The 16997-nt window shown below is 32.3% G+C and carries 20 protein-coding genes; 15 read left to right on the top strand and 5 right to left on the bottom strand.

Annotated elements, in window-relative coordinates; genetic code table 11:
• Window positions 1-104: 104 nt before the first annotated feature.
• Window positions 105-518, bottom strand: a complete 414-nt coding sequence (locus ACRYLU_RS06550) for a VOC family protein (protein ID WP_033899008.1) — start codon at window positions 516-518, stop codon at window positions 105-107.
• A gap of 272 nt (window positions 519-790) precedes the next feature.
• Between ACRYLU_RS06550 and ACRYLU_RS06545 the strand changes: the two genes are divergently transcribed.
• The 7 genes from ACRYLU_RS06545 to ACRYLU_RS06515 all read left to right on the top strand — a co-directional run bounded on the left by ACRYLU_RS06545 (window position 791) and on the right by ACRYLU_RS06515 (window position 6871).
• Window positions 791-1504 (top strand): metal ABC transporter ATP-binding protein, encoded by a 714-nt coding sequence (locus tag ACRYLU_RS06545; RefSeq protein ID WP_033899005.1) that lies wholly within the window; start codon window positions 791-793, stop codon window positions 1502-1504.
• Window positions 1505-1511: 7 nt separating this feature from the next.
• Window positions 1512-2366: a metal ABC transporter permease gene (locus ACRYLU_RS06540; protein ID WP_260310375.1), complete on the top strand. Its 855-nt coding sequence runs from the start codon at window positions 1512-1514 to the stop codon at window positions 2364-2366.
• Window positions 2350-3291 carry a metal ABC transporter substrate-binding protein gene (locus tag ACRYLU_RS06535; protein WP_311317474.1) on the top strand — a complete coding sequence of 314 codons (942 nt, stop codon included), beginning with the start codon at window positions 2350-2352 and terminating at the stop codon, window positions 3289-3291. The genes ACRYLU_RS06540 and ACRYLU_RS06535 overlap by 17 nt, the downstream gene beginning before the upstream one ends.
• A 166-nt stretch (window positions 3292-3457) precedes the next feature.
• On the top strand, window positions 3458-4039 hold the full coding sequence (locus ACRYLU_RS06530; RefSeq protein ID WP_256293866.1) for an anthranilate synthase component II: 582 nt from the start codon (window positions 3458-3460) through the stop codon (window positions 4037-4039).
• 4 nt (window positions 4040-4043) lie between these two features.
• On the top strand, window positions 4044-5930 hold the full coding sequence (gene pabB / locus ACRYLU_RS06525; RefSeq protein WP_445080794.1) for an aminodeoxychorismate synthase component I: 1887 nt from the start codon (window positions 4044-4046) through the stop codon (window positions 5928-5930).
• A gap of 187 nt (window positions 5931-6117) precedes the next feature.
• Window positions 6118-6489 carry an ArsC/Spx/MgsR family protein gene (locus tag ACRYLU_RS06520; RefSeq protein ID WP_017864571.1) on the top strand — a complete coding sequence of 124 codons (372 nt, stop codon included), beginning with the start codon at window positions 6118-6120 and terminating at the stop codon, window positions 6487-6489.
• 58 nt (window positions 6490-6547) lie between these two features.
• Entirely contained in the window at window positions 6548-6871 is a 324-nt protein-coding gene (locus tag ACRYLU_RS06515; RefSeq protein WP_015426557.1) for an arsenic metallochaperone ArsD family protein, read from the top strand.
• Window positions 6872-6926: 55 nt separating this feature from the next.
• Here the strand turns inward: ACRYLU_RS06515 and ACRYLU_RS06510 are convergent, their stop codons facing one another.
• Window positions 6927-7463, bottom strand: coding sequence for a ClbS/DfsB family four-helix bundle protein (locus ACRYLU_RS06510; RefSeq protein WP_256293864.1), 537 nt, complete (start codon window positions 7461-7463; stop codon window positions 6927-6929).
• A 203-nt stretch (window positions 7464-7666) separates the two neighbouring features.
• Between ACRYLU_RS06510 and ACRYLU_RS06505 the strand changes: the two genes are divergently transcribed.
• Window positions 7667-7864, top strand: coding sequence for a hypothetical protein (locus tag ACRYLU_RS06505; protein WP_012897925.1), 198 nt, complete (start codon window positions 7667-7669; stop codon window positions 7862-7864).
• Between the two features lie 107 nt (window positions 7865-7971).
• Window positions 7972-8745, top strand: a complete 774-nt coding sequence (locus ACRYLU_RS06500) for an alpha/beta hydrolase (protein ID WP_256293863.1) — start codon at window positions 7972-7974, stop codon at window positions 8743-8745.
• Here the strand turns inward: ACRYLU_RS06500 and ACRYLU_RS06495 are convergent.
• A complete protein-coding gene (locus ACRYLU_RS06495; RefSeq protein WP_445080793.1) occupies window positions 8711-9607 on the bottom strand; it encodes a LysR family transcriptional regulator in 897 nt (298 codons plus the stop codon). The genes ACRYLU_RS06500 and ACRYLU_RS06495 overlap by 35 nt on opposite strands.
• 50 nt (window positions 9608-9657) lie before the next feature.
• Window positions 9658-10128, bottom strand: a complete 471-nt coding sequence (locus ACRYLU_RS06490; protein WP_081199790.1) for a MarR family winged helix-turn-helix transcriptional regulator — start codon at window positions 10126-10128, stop codon at window positions 9658-9660.
• 134 nt (window positions 10129-10262) lie between these two features.
• On the opposite strand from ACRYLU_RS06490, the gene ACRYLU_RS06485 reads away from it, so the two are divergent.
• A complete protein-coding gene (locus ACRYLU_RS06485) occupies window positions 10263-11909 on the top strand; it encodes an alpha-keto acid decarboxylase family protein (protein ID WP_260310372.1) in 1647 nt (548 codons plus the stop codon).
• Between the two features lie 80 nt (window positions 11910-11989).
• On the opposite strand, the gene ACRYLU_RS06480 is transcribed toward ACRYLU_RS06485, so the two are convergent.
• Window positions 11990-12958, bottom strand: a complete 969-nt coding sequence (locus ACRYLU_RS06480) for an ROK family protein (RefSeq protein ID WP_095586305.1) — start codon at window positions 12956-12958, stop codon at window positions 11990-11992.
• 233 nt (window positions 12959-13191) lie between these two features.
• Here ACRYLU_RS06480 and ACRYLU_RS06475 point away from each other — a divergent pair, with 233 nt between their 5' ends.
• The 5 genes from ACRYLU_RS06475 to ACRYLU_RS06455 all read left to right on the top strand — a co-directional run bounded on the left by ACRYLU_RS06475 (window position 13192) and on the right by ACRYLU_RS06455 (window position 16952).
• Window positions 13192-13593, top strand: coding sequence for a VOC family protein (locus ACRYLU_RS06475; protein WP_015426543.1), 402 nt, complete (start codon window positions 13192-13194; stop codon window positions 13591-13593).
• Between the two features lie 44 nt (window positions 13594-13637).
• On the top strand, window positions 13638-14237 hold the full coding sequence (locus tag ACRYLU_RS06470) for a sugar O-acetyltransferase (RefSeq protein WP_032948019.1): 600 nt from the start codon (window positions 13638-13640) through the stop codon (window positions 14235-14237).
• Between the two features lie 37 nt (window positions 14238-14274).
• Complete coding sequence (locus ACRYLU_RS06465) at window positions 14275-15081, top strand: Cof-type HAD-IIB family hydrolase (RefSeq protein ID WP_445080792.1); 807 nt, start codon at window positions 14275-14277, stop codon at window positions 15079-15081.
• A 270-nt stretch (window positions 15082-15351) separates the two neighbouring features.
• Window positions 15352-16155 carry an HAD family hydrolase gene (locus ACRYLU_RS06460; RefSeq protein ID WP_311866590.1) on the top strand — a complete coding sequence of 268 codons (804 nt, stop codon included), beginning with the start codon at window positions 15352-15354 and terminating at the stop codon, window positions 16153-16155.
• A gap of 200 nt (window positions 16156-16355) precedes the next feature.
• Window positions 16356-16952: a histidine phosphatase family protein gene (locus ACRYLU_RS06455; protein ID WP_260310369.1), complete on the top strand. Its 597-nt coding sequence runs from the start codon at window positions 16356-16358 to the stop codon at window positions 16950-16952.
• Window positions 16953-16997 lie beyond the last annotated feature (45 nt).

Raw genomic sequence — 16997 nt, 5'->3', positions numbered from 1 at the left:
CTAGTTTCTTTTGAAAATAAAATATAAGATTTCTTTTTTAAAATAAAAAAAAGGCTCTCGTTTGTGAGAGCCTTTTTATTAGTTAGAGAAATTTTTTCATGAAATCAATTTTTTCCCATCTCAGAATTCATCCAAACAGGCTCTAAACAGTTGCCGTCTAGATCTTGGACTTCAAGACCATACATCATTTCTTCAGAAATACCATTATCTAAATAAAGGCTTTTTCCGCCATTTTCATCTGCCAATTTACCAAAGTCCTTTACACTCTGCGCACTTGAAAAAGTAAATGAAATTAATGCAGCACTTGATGATTTTGTATCCGCAATTTCTTTTTCACCAATGAATGTTTTATAACGAGCATGTGATAGTAGCATGATAAAAAAATTTTCATCCCAAACCATGCAACTAACCAATTCATCTGAGAAATTGGGATTCTTTTTAAAACCTATTTTTTCATAAAAACTAGTTGATGCTTCAATATCAGATACTGGAAAATTTACAAAAACCATAGTTGTCATATTGTTTGCCTCCTTGTGTAAATGAAAACGTTCTCTAAACAATCTTACTTGAAGTATAACAGATAATAGTGCAGGAATCCAAACTTATGACTTAAACTTTTTGAGAACGAAATCTGCAATTTAGTATGGAAAGAAAACTGTGAGTTTTCAAATATATTAATTAATATTAAAAGATGAATAGCCTGGACGAAATATATTGATTAAATATTTAGCATATGCTATAATTGTGAAAAGATTTATAAGTTTTTATTTACTAGCATAAGGAGAGAACGATGATAAGTACTAAACATTTAGATGTATTCTATAATGAAAATAAAGTCCTGAAGGATATTCAACTAGAAGTTAAACCTGGGAAAATCACTGGTATTATAGGACCAAATGGTGCAGGAAAATCTACTTTAATCAAGGCTATTCTCAATATTGTTCCACATTCTGGAAAAATATTAATAAATGGTAAGGTAAGTAAAAAGGAACTGAAAAATATAGCTTATGTAGAGCAAAAAAGTGATATTGATCATACTTTTCCAATTAAAGTTAAGGAGTGCGTATCTCTTGGTACTTATACGGGATTAAAGCTGTTTCAAAAACTTGGAAATAAAGAATGGTCAAGGGTTTCTAACGCTTTACAAAAAGTTAACTTATCAGAATATGAAAATAGGCAGATAGGTGAACTATCAGGTGGTCAATTTCAAAGAGTTTTGTTGGCAAGGTGTTTAGTTCAAGAAGCAGACTATATCTTTTTAGATGAACCATTTGTAGGGATAGACTCAATAAGTGAAAAGATTATTATGAATATTCTTCAAGATTTAAAAAGTCAAGGGAAAACTATTTTAATAGTACATCATGATCTAAGTAAAGTAAGAGAGTATTTTGATGACATTGTTATTTTAAATAGAGAATTAATTTCTTATGGTTCAGTAAGAGATAGTTTTAATCAAAAATACTTAAAAGCGGCATATGGAGATAATATATTTATAGGAGATTAAGAATCAAATGATACAGAATTTTATAAATGGTTTATATGAATTCCATTTTTTACAGAATGCTATAGTTACAGCAGTTGTGATAGGCGTAGTTTCAGGAGCAGTTGGTTGTTTCATCATTTTGAGAGGAATGTCCTTAATGGGTGATGCGATTTCTCATGCAGTACTTCCTGGTGTTGCTATTTCCTATATTTTAGGAATAAATTTCTTTGTAGGGGCAATTATTTTTGGATTATTGTCGTCAATAATTATTACTTTCATAAAAAATAATAGTATTATCAAAGGTGATACTGCAATTGGAATTACATTTAGTTCGTTTCTAGCCTTAGGTGTTATATTAATCGGAGTTGCCAATAGTTCAACAGATTTGTTCCATATTCTTTTTGGAAATATTTTAGCTGTACAAGATATTGATAAATGGCTGACAATAGGAGTTTCAGGAATTGTTTTAATAGTAATCATTCTTTTTTTTAAGGAACTTTTAATTACATCATTTGACCCATTGATGGCAAAAGCAATTGGAATGAAAGTGAATTTTTATCATTATCTTTTGATGGTTTTATTGACGTTAGTATCCGTAACTGCGATGCAAAGCGTCGGAACTATTTTAATTGTTGCTATGTTAATTACGCCAGCAGCAACAGCATATTTATATACAAATAGCTTGAGGAAAATGATAATTCTCTCCTCTTCACTAGGGGCAGTTTCTTCCGTTTTAGGTTTATTTATAGGTTACAGCTTTAATATTGCTGTCGGTTCAAGCATTGTCATTACTTCATCTATCATTTTTGCAATTAGTTTTTTAGTTTCACCAAAACAAAATTTTATAAAAAAGAAGGTTAAAATTGATGATCAAAAAATATAAAAACATATTGATAACTTTTATAGCACTAGCTGCTATCGTTTTTCTAGTAGGTTGCTCAAATAAAAAAACAGACCAAGTCACAGATAAAAAAATAAATGTGGTCGTGACTAATTCAATTTTGGCAGATATTACAAAAAATATTGCTGATGATAAAATCAATTTACATAGTATAGTTCCTGTTGGCAAAGACCCGCATGAATATGAGCCTTTGCCTGTAGATGTTCAAAAAACTTCTAGAGCAGATTTAATCTTTTACAATGGTTTAAACTTGGAAACAGGTGGAAATGCATGGTTTACAAAACTAGTGAATAATGCAAATAAAAAAGAAAATATTGATTATTTTCCTGTAAGTACTGGAGTTGAGGTCATTTATCTTGAAGGAAAGAACACTGAAGGAAAAGAAGACCCGCATGCTTGGCTCAATTTAGAGAATGGGATTATTTATGCAAAAAATATTGAACAACAGTTATCTAAAAAAGACCCAGTTAATAAGGATTTTTATAAACATAATTTAGATAAATATGTTAAAAAATTATCTGATCTTAATCAGCAAGCAAAATCTAAATTTTCTTTAATACCTGAAAATGAAAAGATGATTGTAACGAGCGAAGGTTGTTTTAAATATTTTTCTAAGGCTTATAATATTCCCTCTGCTTATATTTGGGAGATAAATACAGAAGAAGAAGGCACGCCAGACCAAATAAAAAATCTGGTTAGAAAGTTAAGAGCTACTGAACTCAAATCGCTTTTTGTAGAAAGTAGTGTTGATAATCGACCAATGAAAACTGTTTCTAAGGATACAGGAATTCCAATTTATTCAACAATATTTACAGATTCAGTGGCGAAAAAAGGGGAAAATGGGGATAGCTACTATAGTATGATGAAATGGAATTTAGATCAAATTTATAAAGGTCTTGCTAAATAGTCTTTAAAATTCATATACTTTCAAAAAAGAACTTATTTAAGTTCTTTTTTGAAATATGTAAATTAATTAATTTATGAAGAAATATTCGCTTTATAGATTTGAAATTAGACTGATTAAAATACTTAACTTAATAAATATTTTAGTATAATTAAAGAAGGAGGCTGAAATGAAATTGCTTTTAATTGATAATTATGATTCATTTACTTATCTATTGGTACAGTATTTCGAGGAATTAGATTGTAGTGTAACAGTGGTTAATGACCAAGATAAAATGAGTCAGAAAATTAGAATTTCTCCGGATTTTATTTGTGAAAATTATGATGCGATTATCATTTCTCCAGGTCCAAAAACACCAAAAGAAGCCGTTTTTAGTAGGGATGTAGTTCAACTATACGCTGGAAAAATTACTATGTTGGGAATTTGCTTGGGTCAGCAAGTCATTGCTGAATGTTTTGGGGGAAATGTTGTTCTTGGTGAGAGGCCAATGCATGGAAAAATTTCTGTCATTCGTCATAATTGTCAAGGAATTTTTAAAGGACTTCCACAAAATTTGAAAGTTGCACGTTATCATTCATTGATTGTTGACAAACTACCTAATGATTTTGAAATTGATGCGCAGAGTGAGGATGGTGTTATTCAGGCCATTCATCAGCCAAAATTAAAATTGTGGGCTTTACAATTTCACCCAGAAAGTTTAGTTACTGAATATGGTCATGAAATGTTAAATAATTTTTTGAAAGTGGTGTAGTCTTTTGAATGAATTTATAATAAAAAATACGGATATTTGGAAAATTTTCCTAAAATATTATCGGTCAGATGAAGAAATTGTTTTTTTACATAGTAGTCAAGTGACCGAAAAGGAGCATTATAGTATTTTAGCTCATAAACCTTATAAAAAGGTTTCAAAATATAAGGGGCAAGTGTTTTTTAATGGTGAAAAAAAGAAGTTGAGTTTTTTAGATGCGGTAGATTTGCTGAAGGATGAGAGAGTTGAACGGCCTAAAAATTGGCCTTTTTATCCAGAATTATTGGGTTTTGTAAGTTATGAGCAAGATCCGGCTTGTTTTGCAGTTTATGATGAAGTTTTACTTTTTGACCATAGAACAAAACTGTTACGTGTCGTGCAATTTGAACAAACTGATGGCCAATATTGGCTGACTGAATCGGAAGAAATTGAAGTGGATTCAGAGATTGAGTTTGATGGTCAGAATGGCATAGGAGCTGTTTTTATTGACCAAACGAGGCAAGAATATATTGCTTCAATAAAAAAATTACAAGACTATATGAAGGCCGGCGATATTTATGTTGCCAATTTGACGCAACAATTTGAAATTTGGTCCGATCAAAAACCTATTGATGTTTTTAAGAAAACAAGGAAACAAATTCCTGCTCCTTTCTCATCATTTTTACAATATCCTGAATGGAAAATGACGCAAATATCAAGTTCTGTGGAACGCTTTGTTTCTATTCATGATGGAGCATTAATTTCAAAACCAATTAAAGGAACAATTGCCAGAGGAGAAGATGTTGTAACTGATAGATTACAAAAGGAAATACTTTCCAACAGTAGTAAAGAACGGACTGAGTTACTGATGGTGACGGATTTATTGCGTAATGATATTGCCCGAATTAGCCAACCTTTTTCTTTGTCAGTCCCTAAATTTGCAGAAATTGAAACTTTTTCTCATGTTCATCAACTGGTGACTTCAATAAAAAGTAGAATTAAAGAAGATTTGACTTTTTCAGAATTTATGACGACTTTATTCCCGGGAGGGTCAATCACAGGTACACCTAAGAAGCGGGCAATGGAGATTATTAAGGAAGTTGAAAAACAACCTAGAGGAATTTATACAGGGATGCAGGGTTGGTTAAGTCGAGAAATGGATTTGGATATGAACATCGTGATTCGGACATTAGTTCATGACGGTGAGCATTATCAGCTTGGTGTAGGCGGTGGAATTACGTTCGAGAGCGAAGCAGAAGCAGAGTTTTCAGAGATCTTACTAAAAGCAAAACCCTTTTTAGATATTTTAGGCCTGAAAGATGTTCCAAGTATTTTATTTACAACAGGTCTTGTTAAAAATGGTGAATTGTTAAATTTAGAGGGTCATGTCAATCGCTTGAAAAAACAATACCATCATCCAGATTTGGAAGAAAAATTGAGAATATTTGCCCAAAATGTTACTGACGGAGTTTTACGTGTCAGTACTGACGGAGATACTTTGAACCCTGAGATTCGTCAGCTGACGCATTCAAATGAGGTCTATCGAGTTAAACTGTCGTCAATTAATGACAAACCTAGTCTTTTGTCTAACTTTAAACTTTCAGGCCCAGATTTTCAAAAGGTCTTTCGTCAGGAAGTCTTAGAAGCGAAAAAAGAAGGGTTTCAAGATATTCTATTTCATACAGATGGTTTGGTCAGTGAATTATCAATCGGAAATTTTGTGGCAAAAAAGGGGAATCAGTACGAAACGCCAGCCAAATATGCCCTAAAAGGAACTTTTTTAGATTTATTTGCGAAAAATCATACGCTAATATATAAAGATATTGCGATTTCTGATTTGAAAACTTACGACCGTTTTTATATGACAAATGCTGTCAGAGGATTAGTTGAAATTAAAATTGACGGAATTTCCTAATATAAGGCCTTGGTTTTACTGACCAAGGGCTTTTTTGGGACAAAAATTACTGACAGAATCTGTCAGTAAAAATATTCTAAAAATTTACTGACAAAAATAAATTATAATTAAGAAATACATCTCAAGTCTGAATTTTTAATCGCAAAAATGAGTTACAATAGATTTTATAAAGGAGAGGAGCGTGAAGATGATTAAAATCTACCAAAAATCAAGTTCAAACCAGTCAGCTGAGCGCGTTACCAGTTGGTTTAAAAAGCGAAATATTCCTTATGTTGTCATTTCCAAAACGTCATTGTGTAAAGAAGATATTGTCAGAGTTTTAGAGCTTTCAAATAAAGGTTTTGAAGAAATTATTGTTTCTGAATCAAAAGCACCCAAACTTTATTCAGAATTAAGAAGTTCTTGTGATATGGACCAAATTTCGACGGAGCAAATGATTCAATTTATTTTGAAAAATCAGCAATTATTACGTTCACCAATTACTTTTGATGACCGTCGTTTACTTATAGGTTATAATAACGAAGATATTCGGACCTTTATTCCTTGGCGTCTCCGTTAGTGAATTTGACCTGCTCTTTTGATATAATAATTTTAATGACAAAAGACAGGACATTAAGATGAAAATTGAACTTTTTGAGGAAGATATTCCCGAATTTAGTAATGAAATGATGACATTAACCCAAGTTTTTGCCACTTTTAAATGTGGTGAAGACTTGCAAATGGCACGTTACAATTTAAAAAATCAGTCAGAAATTTTTCAAAACTATCCTCAAGTGACACAGATGTTGGAAAAAAAGGATGTTTTACCTCTGACCCTTGTAGATGGAGAAATCACATTGATTGGTGACTATCCAACGGTGGAAGACTTGACAGAAATCACGGGCTTAAGTTTTCAAAATCTTGGATGTGAAGAAGACTGTCAGGACTGTTCTTGTCAGTAAAATTTACTGACAGAAATGATTAAATTCAAGAAACTAATAATAAAGATAAAAAACCTCATAGTTCTGAGGTTTTTTTGTGTAATTTAATTTTTTTATAAGCCCACTCGTAATGCGATGACATAGAAGACTGAAAATATTGCCCCAGACTAGTTGAACCTGTCCAATCAAAATATTTTTTGGTGAACAGTTCTTTGTTTGAAAAATTTTCAATGAGGGTGATTAGCTTCATATGGCTTTCAGAAAGTTGTTGTGTTATCTCAGATAATGATTTTTTTTGCCCATTTATTTGAAAATTATCATTCATTTCACCATAATTTTTCCAATTATAAGGAGAGGGCAGAAAGGACGTTTTCTCTCCTCTTTTATTTTTTTCGACAAAGTTGATTAATAACTGATGCCACTCATAGAGATGAACCATGACGTCTCTTAGATTTTTATCTCTTGCCCAATGCTTTTCTTTTTTATCTTCATCATTAAAAGTAAAATTTGCATTTTTTGTTTCTTCGTTTAGTGAATTGATTAGTGAACATAATTTCTGCCAACTTTCTTCAGAAAAAGTAATTAATTCCTCTTTGGATTGAGCTCTTGCCATTATAATCCCTCCTTGAATATATTAAGTATATTTTATCATTTTTGAATGCCTTTTCAAAATGACAGCCAAAATTAAGATTTTCACAAGAACTTATCGATAATTTTCTTATAGATTTAGTTGGATATTCTCTCCAAACCAGATATTCGTAATTATTTGACTCCATCATTTTTTAGGAATATAATCGATTAGAAAGAGGTAATAAAATGAAAATTACATTTAAAACTTTGGATGGTCGCACATTGAACAAAGAATTTATTGATGCTAATGACTTTATTCGTCAACAAAATCTTGAAATTCCAGCAATTGATGATTCTGCAAAAGTAGTTGAAGTTCTTATCGATGAAAAACCTTATGATTTTACAGGAAATATTGCTGATTTGTACTTCAAATTAAACAAATAATCTATTTACAAACGAAATTAAGAAACAAAATGACCTTCTCAAACTAACTTTGGGGAGGTCTTGTGATAGTTAAATTAGAAAATACAATTTATTTAGGAGGAAATAAGATGAAAACTTTTAATTATGGTGAAGATGAATTACAAGCGCTTGACCTCTATCAACCAAAGGAATGGAACGGAAAAACTTTAGTATTGATTCATGGCGGCGGTTGGTGGCAAGGAGACAAAGGTAAAGAAAAAGAAGGTGCCACAGGATTAGCTGCTGAAGGTTATCAGGTTGCAGCTCTGAATTATCGTTTGGCCATACAAGCTAAAAATCTTTTTCCAACCCAAGATGAGGATGTTGAAGCCGCCTACACTTGGCTTCTTAAAAATATCCCAGATTTCAAGGCTGATAACATCGCTTTTATTGGTGGCTCAACAGGTGGACATTTAGCTGCTTATTTGGGATTGACAAAAGGTCGCCCCTTTGTCAGCCTGTCAGGACTTTTAGATTTAAAGGGATTCTATGAAAATCATAAGGAAACGATTCCTAAACAATTAATCATTGCTCCAGACTTACCCAGTAAGAAGATTGACCAAGCAGGAGCCAATGATTCTTACTATAAGTGGATTATCGAAAACTTACTGACGTCAATAAATGACGATAGTTTAGAAAAGGCCTCTATTTTTTCTAAAGTAACTAAAAAGAGTGGACCGGGCTTGCTTTGCAACTCAATGAATGAGCTTGTTCCTGCTTATGAACATCAAAAATTAGCAGAACTATTGCGACAAGAGCAAATTCCCGTAGAAACTTGCCTACTTAGCGGTTCACGACATGGAGAGGCTTATATTGATGACATTTGGCCTAATCTTTTGAACTTTTTGAAACGTTATATCTAATAATGAAAACAATCAACTCAGTAGTTGATTGTTTTTTTATTTCTTTAGTAGAAGACTTTATCATTTCGATAAGCTTTAAAATCTCATCGGTATGAAAATTATTTGATTTATAGAGGGCATAAAAACCATTTTTAACTCCAGTATAGCGATAGTTATAATCTTTTTCAAAATATTTTAGAAAACGAGCAGAAATGAAAGTTGCACTATTTTTATTAATATTAATATTTGAGAGGGCATCTTGAGTTGACTCAACTGCAGTATAAGGTAAATGTGAATATAATGGATTATTTTTTACTAATATTTTGTAAACATCAATTTTACTTTTACTGACAATAAGAGAAGTGACTTCTCTTTCTAGTGGATTTTTACTGACAGAAATAATTTCGTCATCAAAGATTTTTTTGACCGAAATATCTGCTGACAGAACGGGCTGACTAGAAGCACTAATAAGTGCCAAATCACAGTAACCATTTTTCAATTCTGTCAGCGCATTAAAAGAAGAAGTGCTTTTGATAATTATGTTAGCCTGATTAGTTTCATGCTCGAAAATTTGAGGAATCACAAAATTTGTCATTAAAAAATTTCCTGAAATCCGGAGAACAGAAGAATTTTTTAAGAGCGATTCTGCGGAAACAATTGCGTTCTCAAAAAAGGAGCGAATAATTTCATAAAGCTGAATTCCAAGAGCTGTCAGCTGGATTCCCTGACCATTTTTTTCGATTAGGTGAACGCCATAAGCAGACTCAAGTTTTTTGATTTGGCTACTGACAGCTGGCTGACTGATATAAAGTGCCTCGGCTGCCTTTGATATTGACTGAAATTTTGCGACATGATAAAAAATTTCAAGCTGATGTGTATTCATTGATGTCTATTTAACTTTCACTTGTAATTGATAGAAGTCTGATTAAGACCTTATAAACGATTGACATATTTTTCACCAATTTCATTGGCATATAATTCCATGACCTTAGTCCAAAAACTGCCCTCTTTATCGCCAGATTCACTAAAATATTGCTTCATTTTATTGATTTGATTTTCATTCATACGTTCATCTAACATGTTTCCTTGTTCGGTCAGATAAAGCTGTTTGATTCTTTTGTCATTTTCATTTGGCTTGAAATGAACCAATTCTTTTTCTTTCAAATCATTCATAGGACCGTTCAAAGCTTGTTTAGAAATATCAAGCACTTCAAGTAATTCATTAACGGTCAAGCCAGGAAGTCTTCCAATGAAAAATATAATTCGTCGATGCACTTGACGAATTCCGTAAGAAAGTACTAGGTCGTCCTCTTGTTTAATAAATGCACGGTATCCGAAGTAAAATAAAGCCAAATCTCTAGTAAAATTTAAGTTATCGTTTACTTCTGAGTTTTCTTTAGTCATAACCCACTCCTTTTATTAGTCTATTATACTTGATAATTTAAATAAGTCAATATCGTTGACTTATTTAAAGAAAAGCGTTATTCTATAAATGTCAAGTTGATTGACCAATATATAATAAAATATGGAGGAATGCGATGTATACAGTAGGAGATTACCTATTAGACCGATTACACGAGTTAGGAATTGAAGAAATATTTGGAGTCCCTGGAGACTATAACTTACAATTTTTAGATCAAATTATTTCCCGCAAGGATATGAAATGGGTCGGAAATGCTAATGAATTAAATGCTTCATATATGGCTGATGGCTATGCTCGTACTAAAAAAGCTGCCGCATTTCTTACAACCTTTGGAGTAGGTGAATTGAGTGCAGTTAATGGATTAGCAGGAAGCTACGCCGAAAATTTACCAGTAGTAGAAATAGTGGGATCACCTACATCAAAAGTCCAAAATGAAGGAAAATTTGTTCATCATACGCTGGCTGACGGCGATTTTAAACACTTTATGAAAATGCACGAACCTGTTACAGCAGCTCGAACTTTACTGACAGCAGAAAATGCAACCGTTGAAATTGATCGAGTACTTTCTGCACTATTAAAAGAAAGAAAACCTGTCTATATCGACTTACCAGTTGATGTTGCTGCTGCAAAAGCAGAGAAACCCTCACTCCCTTTGAAAAAAGAAAATCCAACTTCAAATACAAGTGACCAAGAGATTTTGAATAAAATTCAAGAAAGCTTGAAAAATGCCAAAAAACCAATCGTGATTACAGGACATGAAATAATTAGTTTTGGCTTAGAAAAAACAGTCACTCAATTTATTTCAAAGACAAAACTCCCTATTACGACATTAAACTTTGGAAAAAGTTCAGTTGATGAAACTCTCCCTTCATTTTTAGGAATCTATAATGGTAAACTCTCAGAGCCTAATCTTAAAGAATTCGTGGAATCAGCCGACTTCATCCTGATGCTTGGAGTTAAACTCACAGACTCTTCAACAGGAGCCTTCACTCATCATTTAAATGAAAATAAAATGATTTCACTGAATATAAATGAAGGAAAAATATTTAACGAAAGCATCCAAAATTTTGATTTTGAATCCCTCATCTCCTCTCTCTTAAACCTAAGCGAAATAGAATACAAAGGAAAATATATTGATAAAAAGCAAGAAAACTTTGTTCCATCAAATGCGCTTTTATCACAAGACCGCCTATGGCAAGCAGTTGAAAACCTAACTCAAAGCAATGAAACAATCGTTGCTGAACAAGGAACATCATTCTTTGGCGCATCATCAATTTTCTTAAAACCAAAGAGTCATTTTATTGGTCAGCCCTTATGGGGATCAATTGGATATACTTTCCCAGCAGCATTAGGAAGCCAAATTGCAGATAAAGAAAGCAGACACCTTTTATTTATTGGTGATGGTTCACTTCAACTTACTGTGCAAGAATTAGGATTAGCAATTAGAGAAAAAATTAATCCAATTTGCTTTATTATCAATAATGATGGTTATACAGTCGAAAGAGAAATTCATGGACCAAATCAAAGCTACAATGATATTCCAATGTGGAATTACTCAAAATTACCAGAATCATTTGGGGCAACAGAAGATCGAGTAGTCTCAAAAATCGTTAGAACTGAAAATGAATTTGTGTCTGTCATGAAAGAAGCTCAAGCAGATCCAAATAGAATGTACTGGATTGAGTTAATTTTGGCAAAAGAAGATGCACCAAAAGTACTGAAAAAAATGGGCAAACTATTTGCTGAACAAAATAAATCATAATTTCTAAATAGTAAAAAACATTAGGAAATACCTAATGTTTTTTTGTTGACTAAATCAATTGTCTCTTTCTTTAGAAAACCTTAGTTTCTCAAAGACAACTTAATTAAGCCTGCCAAATATAAACTAGAGAAGTTGGAAGAAAATTCCATTTGCGGAAGAGTTCCTTTAGGAAAAATCTCTCTGAGTTCATCCTTTATCTTGTCTATATTTAAGAGTTTCTCCCAAACCTGAGGAATAAAGATGATTAATTGATGAGGGGCATACATTGCGATAATTGTTTGAATCGAATCAAATACTTTTAGATAAATCTCGTTTTGACTCAATGGAAATTCAGCATTTCTAAAAGTAGGAAGATATTTTATTTCCCCACTAATATTATTGCTTCCTTTAAAAATAGTTTGATTAATAATTAAAGAAGAACCCGGCGGAAATTTTTCTGGAAAATAAACGCCTGATAAAACCTCATTATCCTCTAAAGCATAACCTAGTGTAGCGGCGTTAATATCATTTTCAATAATGGTTTCAATCTGAGTTGAATCTCTAATTTCTTTAGCGAGATTAATATTTTTAAGCGGTGAAAAATCCATAATTCGTAATTCTCCATCAATCTCAACTCCAGTAATACCACAAGTAATTAAAACGATTTGAGGAAAAACACTTCTAAAATGATTAATATTAAGCAGAAGTTCGTCTAAATTATTAGTCTTTAAATTTTTTTGTTCAATGACATTTCCCAGAAGATCGACAATATGATAATTGACCACTAAATTTTTATCATTTTCGATAAATTGAAGGATTAGTATTAATTCTTTAGTAGTATTAAATTCATAGGCTGTTGCGAAGCGACCGCCAGTTTTAGCATGTTTATCAAGAGATTTAATGGTATCACTTTCAATCAGTTCCACAATAAGTTTATTAATTGTAACAACACTTAGTTGAGTCCCGTCTGATATTTGACGAATTGTAAGTGGTAAATGAGCATTTTTAATGTAATCAGAAATTAGTTCCTTATTGTGTTCTTTGATATTTTTAGGTTTATAGGCTTTCATAATTCTCCTTATATGATCATTTTTCAAAATAAAAACGCTTTACTAATTTTGATAAAAAAGATATAATGAAATCAACTTATTAAAGTTTGTTAATAAAGTTTATTTAAAAAAATCGGCCTGCTCTTATTATTCTTAATAAAAGGAGCAATCATTGCCATTAGAATCATTATACCACTATTTTTAAAAGATTATCCAGCAATTGGATAAAGCTAGCTAGAAAATGGAGAAACAGAATGCACATCGAACACGTAGCGATTTATGCTGAGGATATTGAAAAAATAAAAGCTTTTTATGAAAAATATTTTAATGTCACTTCAAGTGATTTATACCATAATCAAAAAACAAGCTTCAAATCTTACTTTTTAACCTTTGACTCAGGAAGTCGAATGGAAGTCACAACAAAAAAATTCTTATCAAATAGAATTGCTGAGAGTTTAGGATATGCCCACATCGCCATTGCAGTAGGTGATAAACAAGCAGTAGATAAATATGCTGAAAGATTTGTAAAAGATGGATATCCATTACTCAACGGCCCTCGTACTACGGGGGATGGCTATTATGAAGCAGTTATTCAAGATCCTGAAGGGAATTTGATTGAACTCACGACAACGCTAGATGAAGAACATAAAAAATAGAGAGTGGGTAAGGAGCTTTGGAAGTTGATTTTGATTATCAAGAGATGTTGTTAGGCAACTTATATCTTGCTGGAAATATTTTACCAGAAAATAAATCCATCCACGGCAAGAAGATTATCCAAAAAATCAATAATACTCCGATTGAAGAAAAAGAAACAATCGTTGCTTTAGAACGGCAAGTTTTTGGGAAAACAGGGGACAACCTTTATGTAACTCCCCCATTTCAGGTGGATTATGGCCGACACGTAGAAATTGGAAATAATTTCTATGCAAATATGGATTGTATTTTCTTAGATGTTAATAAAATAAAGATTGGCAATAATGTTATGGTGGGTCCACGTGTCAGTTTTTATACGGCAGGTCATCCAATAGATCCTCAAATTAGAATAGAAGAACTTGAATTTGGATTGCCTATCACGGTTGAAGATAATGTATGGATTGGTGGGAGTGCCACTATCCTTCCAGGAGTGACCATTGGTAAAAACTCAATCATTGCTGCGGGCGCAGTAGTTACGAAAGATGTTGCAGCCAATACAATTGTCGGAGGAAATCCAGCTCAGCTTATCCGAGCAATCAATGAAGAGGACAAGCGCTATTGGAACAAGAAAAAAGAAGAATATCAATCAAGATTAAAAGAAAAATAGAAATAAATCAATATATTTTTTAAATTGGAGATAATATATGATTAAAGCAATCGCCGTGGATATGGATGGGACCTTTCTTAATTCAAATAATGACTACGACAGAGAAGCATTCCTTGAGCTCTTTAAAAAATTAAAAGCGAAAGAAGTGAGGTTTGTGGTAGCAAGTGGAAATCAGTACGCTCAAATAAGTTCTTTTTTCCCAGAAATTTGGCGAGAAATAACATTTGTCTCAGAAAATGGCGGACTCGTATTTGAAAAGGGAAATTTATTAATAAAAAAGACCATTGCCAAACCAATTATTCAGGATACTTTGACTCTTTTAGAAAAGACTTCCTACAAAGTTGGAATTATTCTTTGTGGTGTACAATCTGCCTATATCCTCAAGAGCGAAAACACTGATTTGAAAAAGGAAGCAGCAAAATACTATTTTGCACTCAAAGAAATCGATTCATTTCAAGACCTTCCAGATGATGAATGGGTAAAAATTGCCCTTCAATTAGAGGATAAAAATGCTTTTTCGATTATTAATTTAATGAATGAAAAGAATAATTCTCAACTAAAAGCCGTATATAGTGGACATGGGAGTGTTGATTTGATTGCAAACGAAGTAAACAAAGGGAACACACTTAAGCAATTATTGAATCAATGGGAAATCAAGCCCGAACAATTTCTAGCCTTTGGTGATAGCAATAATGATTTAGAAATGTTAGAGCTCGCAGGCTATAGTTATTCTATGGCTAATGCAAGTGAACAAGTGGCCCGAGTAGCAAAATATCAAGCACCATCAAATAATGAGAATGGAGTAATTTCTACTATCAATGCTTTATTTGATAAATTAGGCTAAAACTTTATGAAGTGGAAGGAACAAGTAAAAACCACTTCATTCTAAGGCAGTAAACTCAAGAGTAAATAATTGATATTATAATGAACAACAATAATTTTGACCTCCTATAGAAACATGATTGTAGAGCTCTCACCAAGCACAAGGCACATTATAATGATCTAAGTAGCAATAAATCTTGTCTTCAATTTGATTTACTGTCTTAAAATGAAGTGGCTAGTTCTTAACTCAGATTCCTGAACAAAGAAATACTAATAAAAGAAAGATAATAATATGATTAAACTTGTACTTACAGATTTAGATGGTACTTTCTTAAACAAAAGCGGTAGTTTTGATCAGTCTTACTATGAGAAAGTTAAGACAATAATGGATCAGAATAATGTTATTTTTGCCCCCTGTACTGGTAAACAATGTGAACGGGTTGAAGAACTCTTTGATACCGATATTTCTAAAAATATCTGGATATTGGGCGATAGTGCAACACGAATTAAACATGAAGGTAAATATATTTATGAATCCTTATTACCAAACAAGTTAGGACTTCAAATCATTGAAAAACTAGAAAATATTGCATCAGATCATATTATTATCGCTTGTACCCCAACCGCTGCCTATATCAAGTCAACGGTCTCTGAAGAGGATGCTCAAAAAATAAGAAAGTCATATGCTGTTGTCAAAAAGCAGGAAGATTTACAAAATATTGAGGAAGACTTTGTAAAAATAACCGTTTTTGATCAAAAACTGAGAGCATTTGAAAATGTTAAAGAGCTGTCCGAATTTGAAGCGCAAGCCTATATCGTGGCCTCAGAAGCAGCATGGATTGATATTTCCAACTATAATGTCCACAAAGGAACCACCGTTCAAGCACTACAACATATTCTTGGAGTAACGAAAGAAGAAACAATTGCCTTCGGCGATGGACTCAATGATATTGAACTATTAGAAGCCGCTGGCTGTAGCTTTGCCGTTAATAATGCTTTTGACATCGTAAAAGAAAAAGCTGATTTCATAACAAAATCAAATAAAGAGAGTGGCGTCCTTCAAACAATTGAAAAGTTGTTACTTTTACAAAAATGAAAGGAATCATAGGTCTAAGTTAACTGATTAAAATGCAAAGGACAATAATACCTATTGTCCTTTTTTATGTTTTATTATTAAAGATTATCTACTACATTACTTTTGATAGCAAGACTCATAACTTTTACTTATATCTGCTTAATTAAAATGTATTTTAAAAAAGCTATTTATTTTACTAAAATAATTTTTGAGGTGAAAAAATGCTAGAAATTTATTTAATACAACATGGACAAACAAAGTGGAATCTCGAAAAGAAAATGCAAGGTTCACTCAATTCTGACTTGACAGTTGAAGGAGTTGAGCAAGCAGCATCATTAGGTAAAGAACTTAATAAATACTATTTTGATCATATTTACTCAAGTACGAGTCCTAGAGCTCTGGAAACTTCTCGAATAATATTTGGTGATGAAAAGAAAACTTCATCAGATTTGCTAGGTGAAATCGCTATGGGCGCGTGGGAAGGAAAAACTTATCAAGAAATTGAAAAACTCGCCCCTCTAGAATGGAATAATTTCTTTAATCATCCCTTTAATTACTTTCCCTCTAAAGATGGTGAATCATTTGCTCAACTAGAAGCTCGACTAAAAGTTTTTATCAAAGAAGAAGGACTTAGGGAGCGTTCAGGCAAAATCGCAATCGTTTCTCATCGAATAACGATTAGAATGCTGATTTCTCTCTTATTAAACAACAAAGAACTTTATGGTGAGATGGACCTTAGCTCGACATCATTAAGCATTATAGAAGTAGAAAATAAAAAAGCAAAATTAAAGCTCTTAAACTCTACAGCACACTATTAATAATAAAAAATCAAATCATTTCCTGATTTGATTTTTTTATCAATA

This window comes from Lactococcus sp. KTH0-1S, assembly GCF_052544945.1.
The sequence above is the reverse complement of the archived record's forward strand: the minus strand, read 5'-3'. Positions and strand labels throughout refer to the sequence as shown.

Excerpts from the sequence above, each read along its gene's own strand:
- ACRYLU_RS06550 (WP_033899008.1), bottom strand. The coding sequence starts at position 518 with ATGACAACTATGGTTTTTGTAAATTTTCCAGTATCTGATATTGAAGCA.
- ACRYLU_RS06545 (WP_033899005.1), top strand. The coding sequence starts at position 791 with ATGATAAGTACTAAACATTTAGATGTATTCTATAATGAAAATAAAGTC.
- ACRYLU_RS06540 (WP_260310375.1), top strand. The coding sequence starts at position 1,512 with ATGATACAGAATTTTATAAATGGTTTATATGAATTCCATTTTTTACAG.
- ACRYLU_RS06535 (WP_311317474.1), top strand. The coding sequence starts at position 2,350 with ATGATCAAAAAATATAAAAACATATTGATAACTTTTATAGCACTAGCT.
- ACRYLU_RS06530 (WP_256293866.1), top strand. The coding sequence starts at position 3,458 with ATGAAATTGCTTTTAATTGATAATTATGATTCATTTACTTATCTATTG.
- ACRYLU_RS06520 (WP_017864571.1), top strand. The coding sequence starts at position 6,118 with ATGATTAAAATCTACCAAAAATCAAGTTCAAACCAGTCAGCTGAGCGC.
- ACRYLU_RS06515 (WP_015426557.1), top strand. The coding sequence starts at position 6,548 with ATGAAAATTGAACTTTTTGAGGAAGATATTCCCGAATTTAGTAATGAA.
- ACRYLU_RS06510 (WP_256293864.1), bottom strand. The coding sequence starts at position 7,463 with ATGGCAAGAGCTCAATCCAAAGAGGAATTAATTACTTTTTCTGAAGAA.
- ACRYLU_RS06505 (WP_012897925.1), top strand. The coding sequence starts at position 7,667 with ATGAAAATTACATTTAAAACTTTGGATGGTCGCACATTGAACAAAGAA.
- ACRYLU_RS06500 (WP_256293863.1), top strand. The coding sequence starts at position 7,972 with ATGAAAACTTTTAATTATGGTGAAGATGAATTACAAGCGCTTGACCTC.
- ACRYLU_RS06495 (WP_445080793.1), bottom strand. The coding sequence starts at position 9,607 with ATGAATACACATCAGCTTGAAATTTTTTATCATGTCGCAAAATTTCAG.
- ACRYLU_RS06490 (WP_081199790.1), bottom strand. The coding sequence starts at position 10,128 with ATGACTAAAGAAAACTCAGAAGTAAACGATAACTTAAATTTTACTAGA.
- ACRYLU_RS06485 (WP_260310372.1), top strand. The coding sequence starts at position 10,263 with ATGTATACAGTAGGAGATTACCTATTAGACCGATTACACGAGTTAGGA.
- ACRYLU_RS06480 (WP_095586305.1), bottom strand. The coding sequence starts at position 12,958 with ATGAAAGCCTATAAACCTAAAAATATCAAAGAACACAATAAGGAACTA.
- ACRYLU_RS06475 (WP_015426543.1), top strand. The coding sequence starts at position 13,192 with ATGCACATCGAACACGTAGCGATTTATGCTGAGGATATTGAAAAAATA.
- ACRYLU_RS06470 (WP_032948019.1), top strand. The coding sequence starts at position 13,638 with ATGTTGTTAGGCAACTTATATCTTGCTGGAAATATTTTACCAGAAAAT.
- ACRYLU_RS06465 (WP_445080792.1), top strand. The coding sequence starts at position 14,275 with ATGATTAAAGCAATCGCCGTGGATATGGATGGGACCTTTCTTAATTCA.
- ACRYLU_RS06460 (WP_311866590.1), top strand. The coding sequence starts at position 15,352 with ATGATTAAACTTGTACTTACAGATTTAGATGGTACTTTCTTAAACAAA.
- ACRYLU_RS06455 (WP_260310369.1), top strand. The coding sequence starts at position 16,356 with ATGCTAGAAATTTATTTAATACAACATGGACAAACAAAGTGGAATCTC.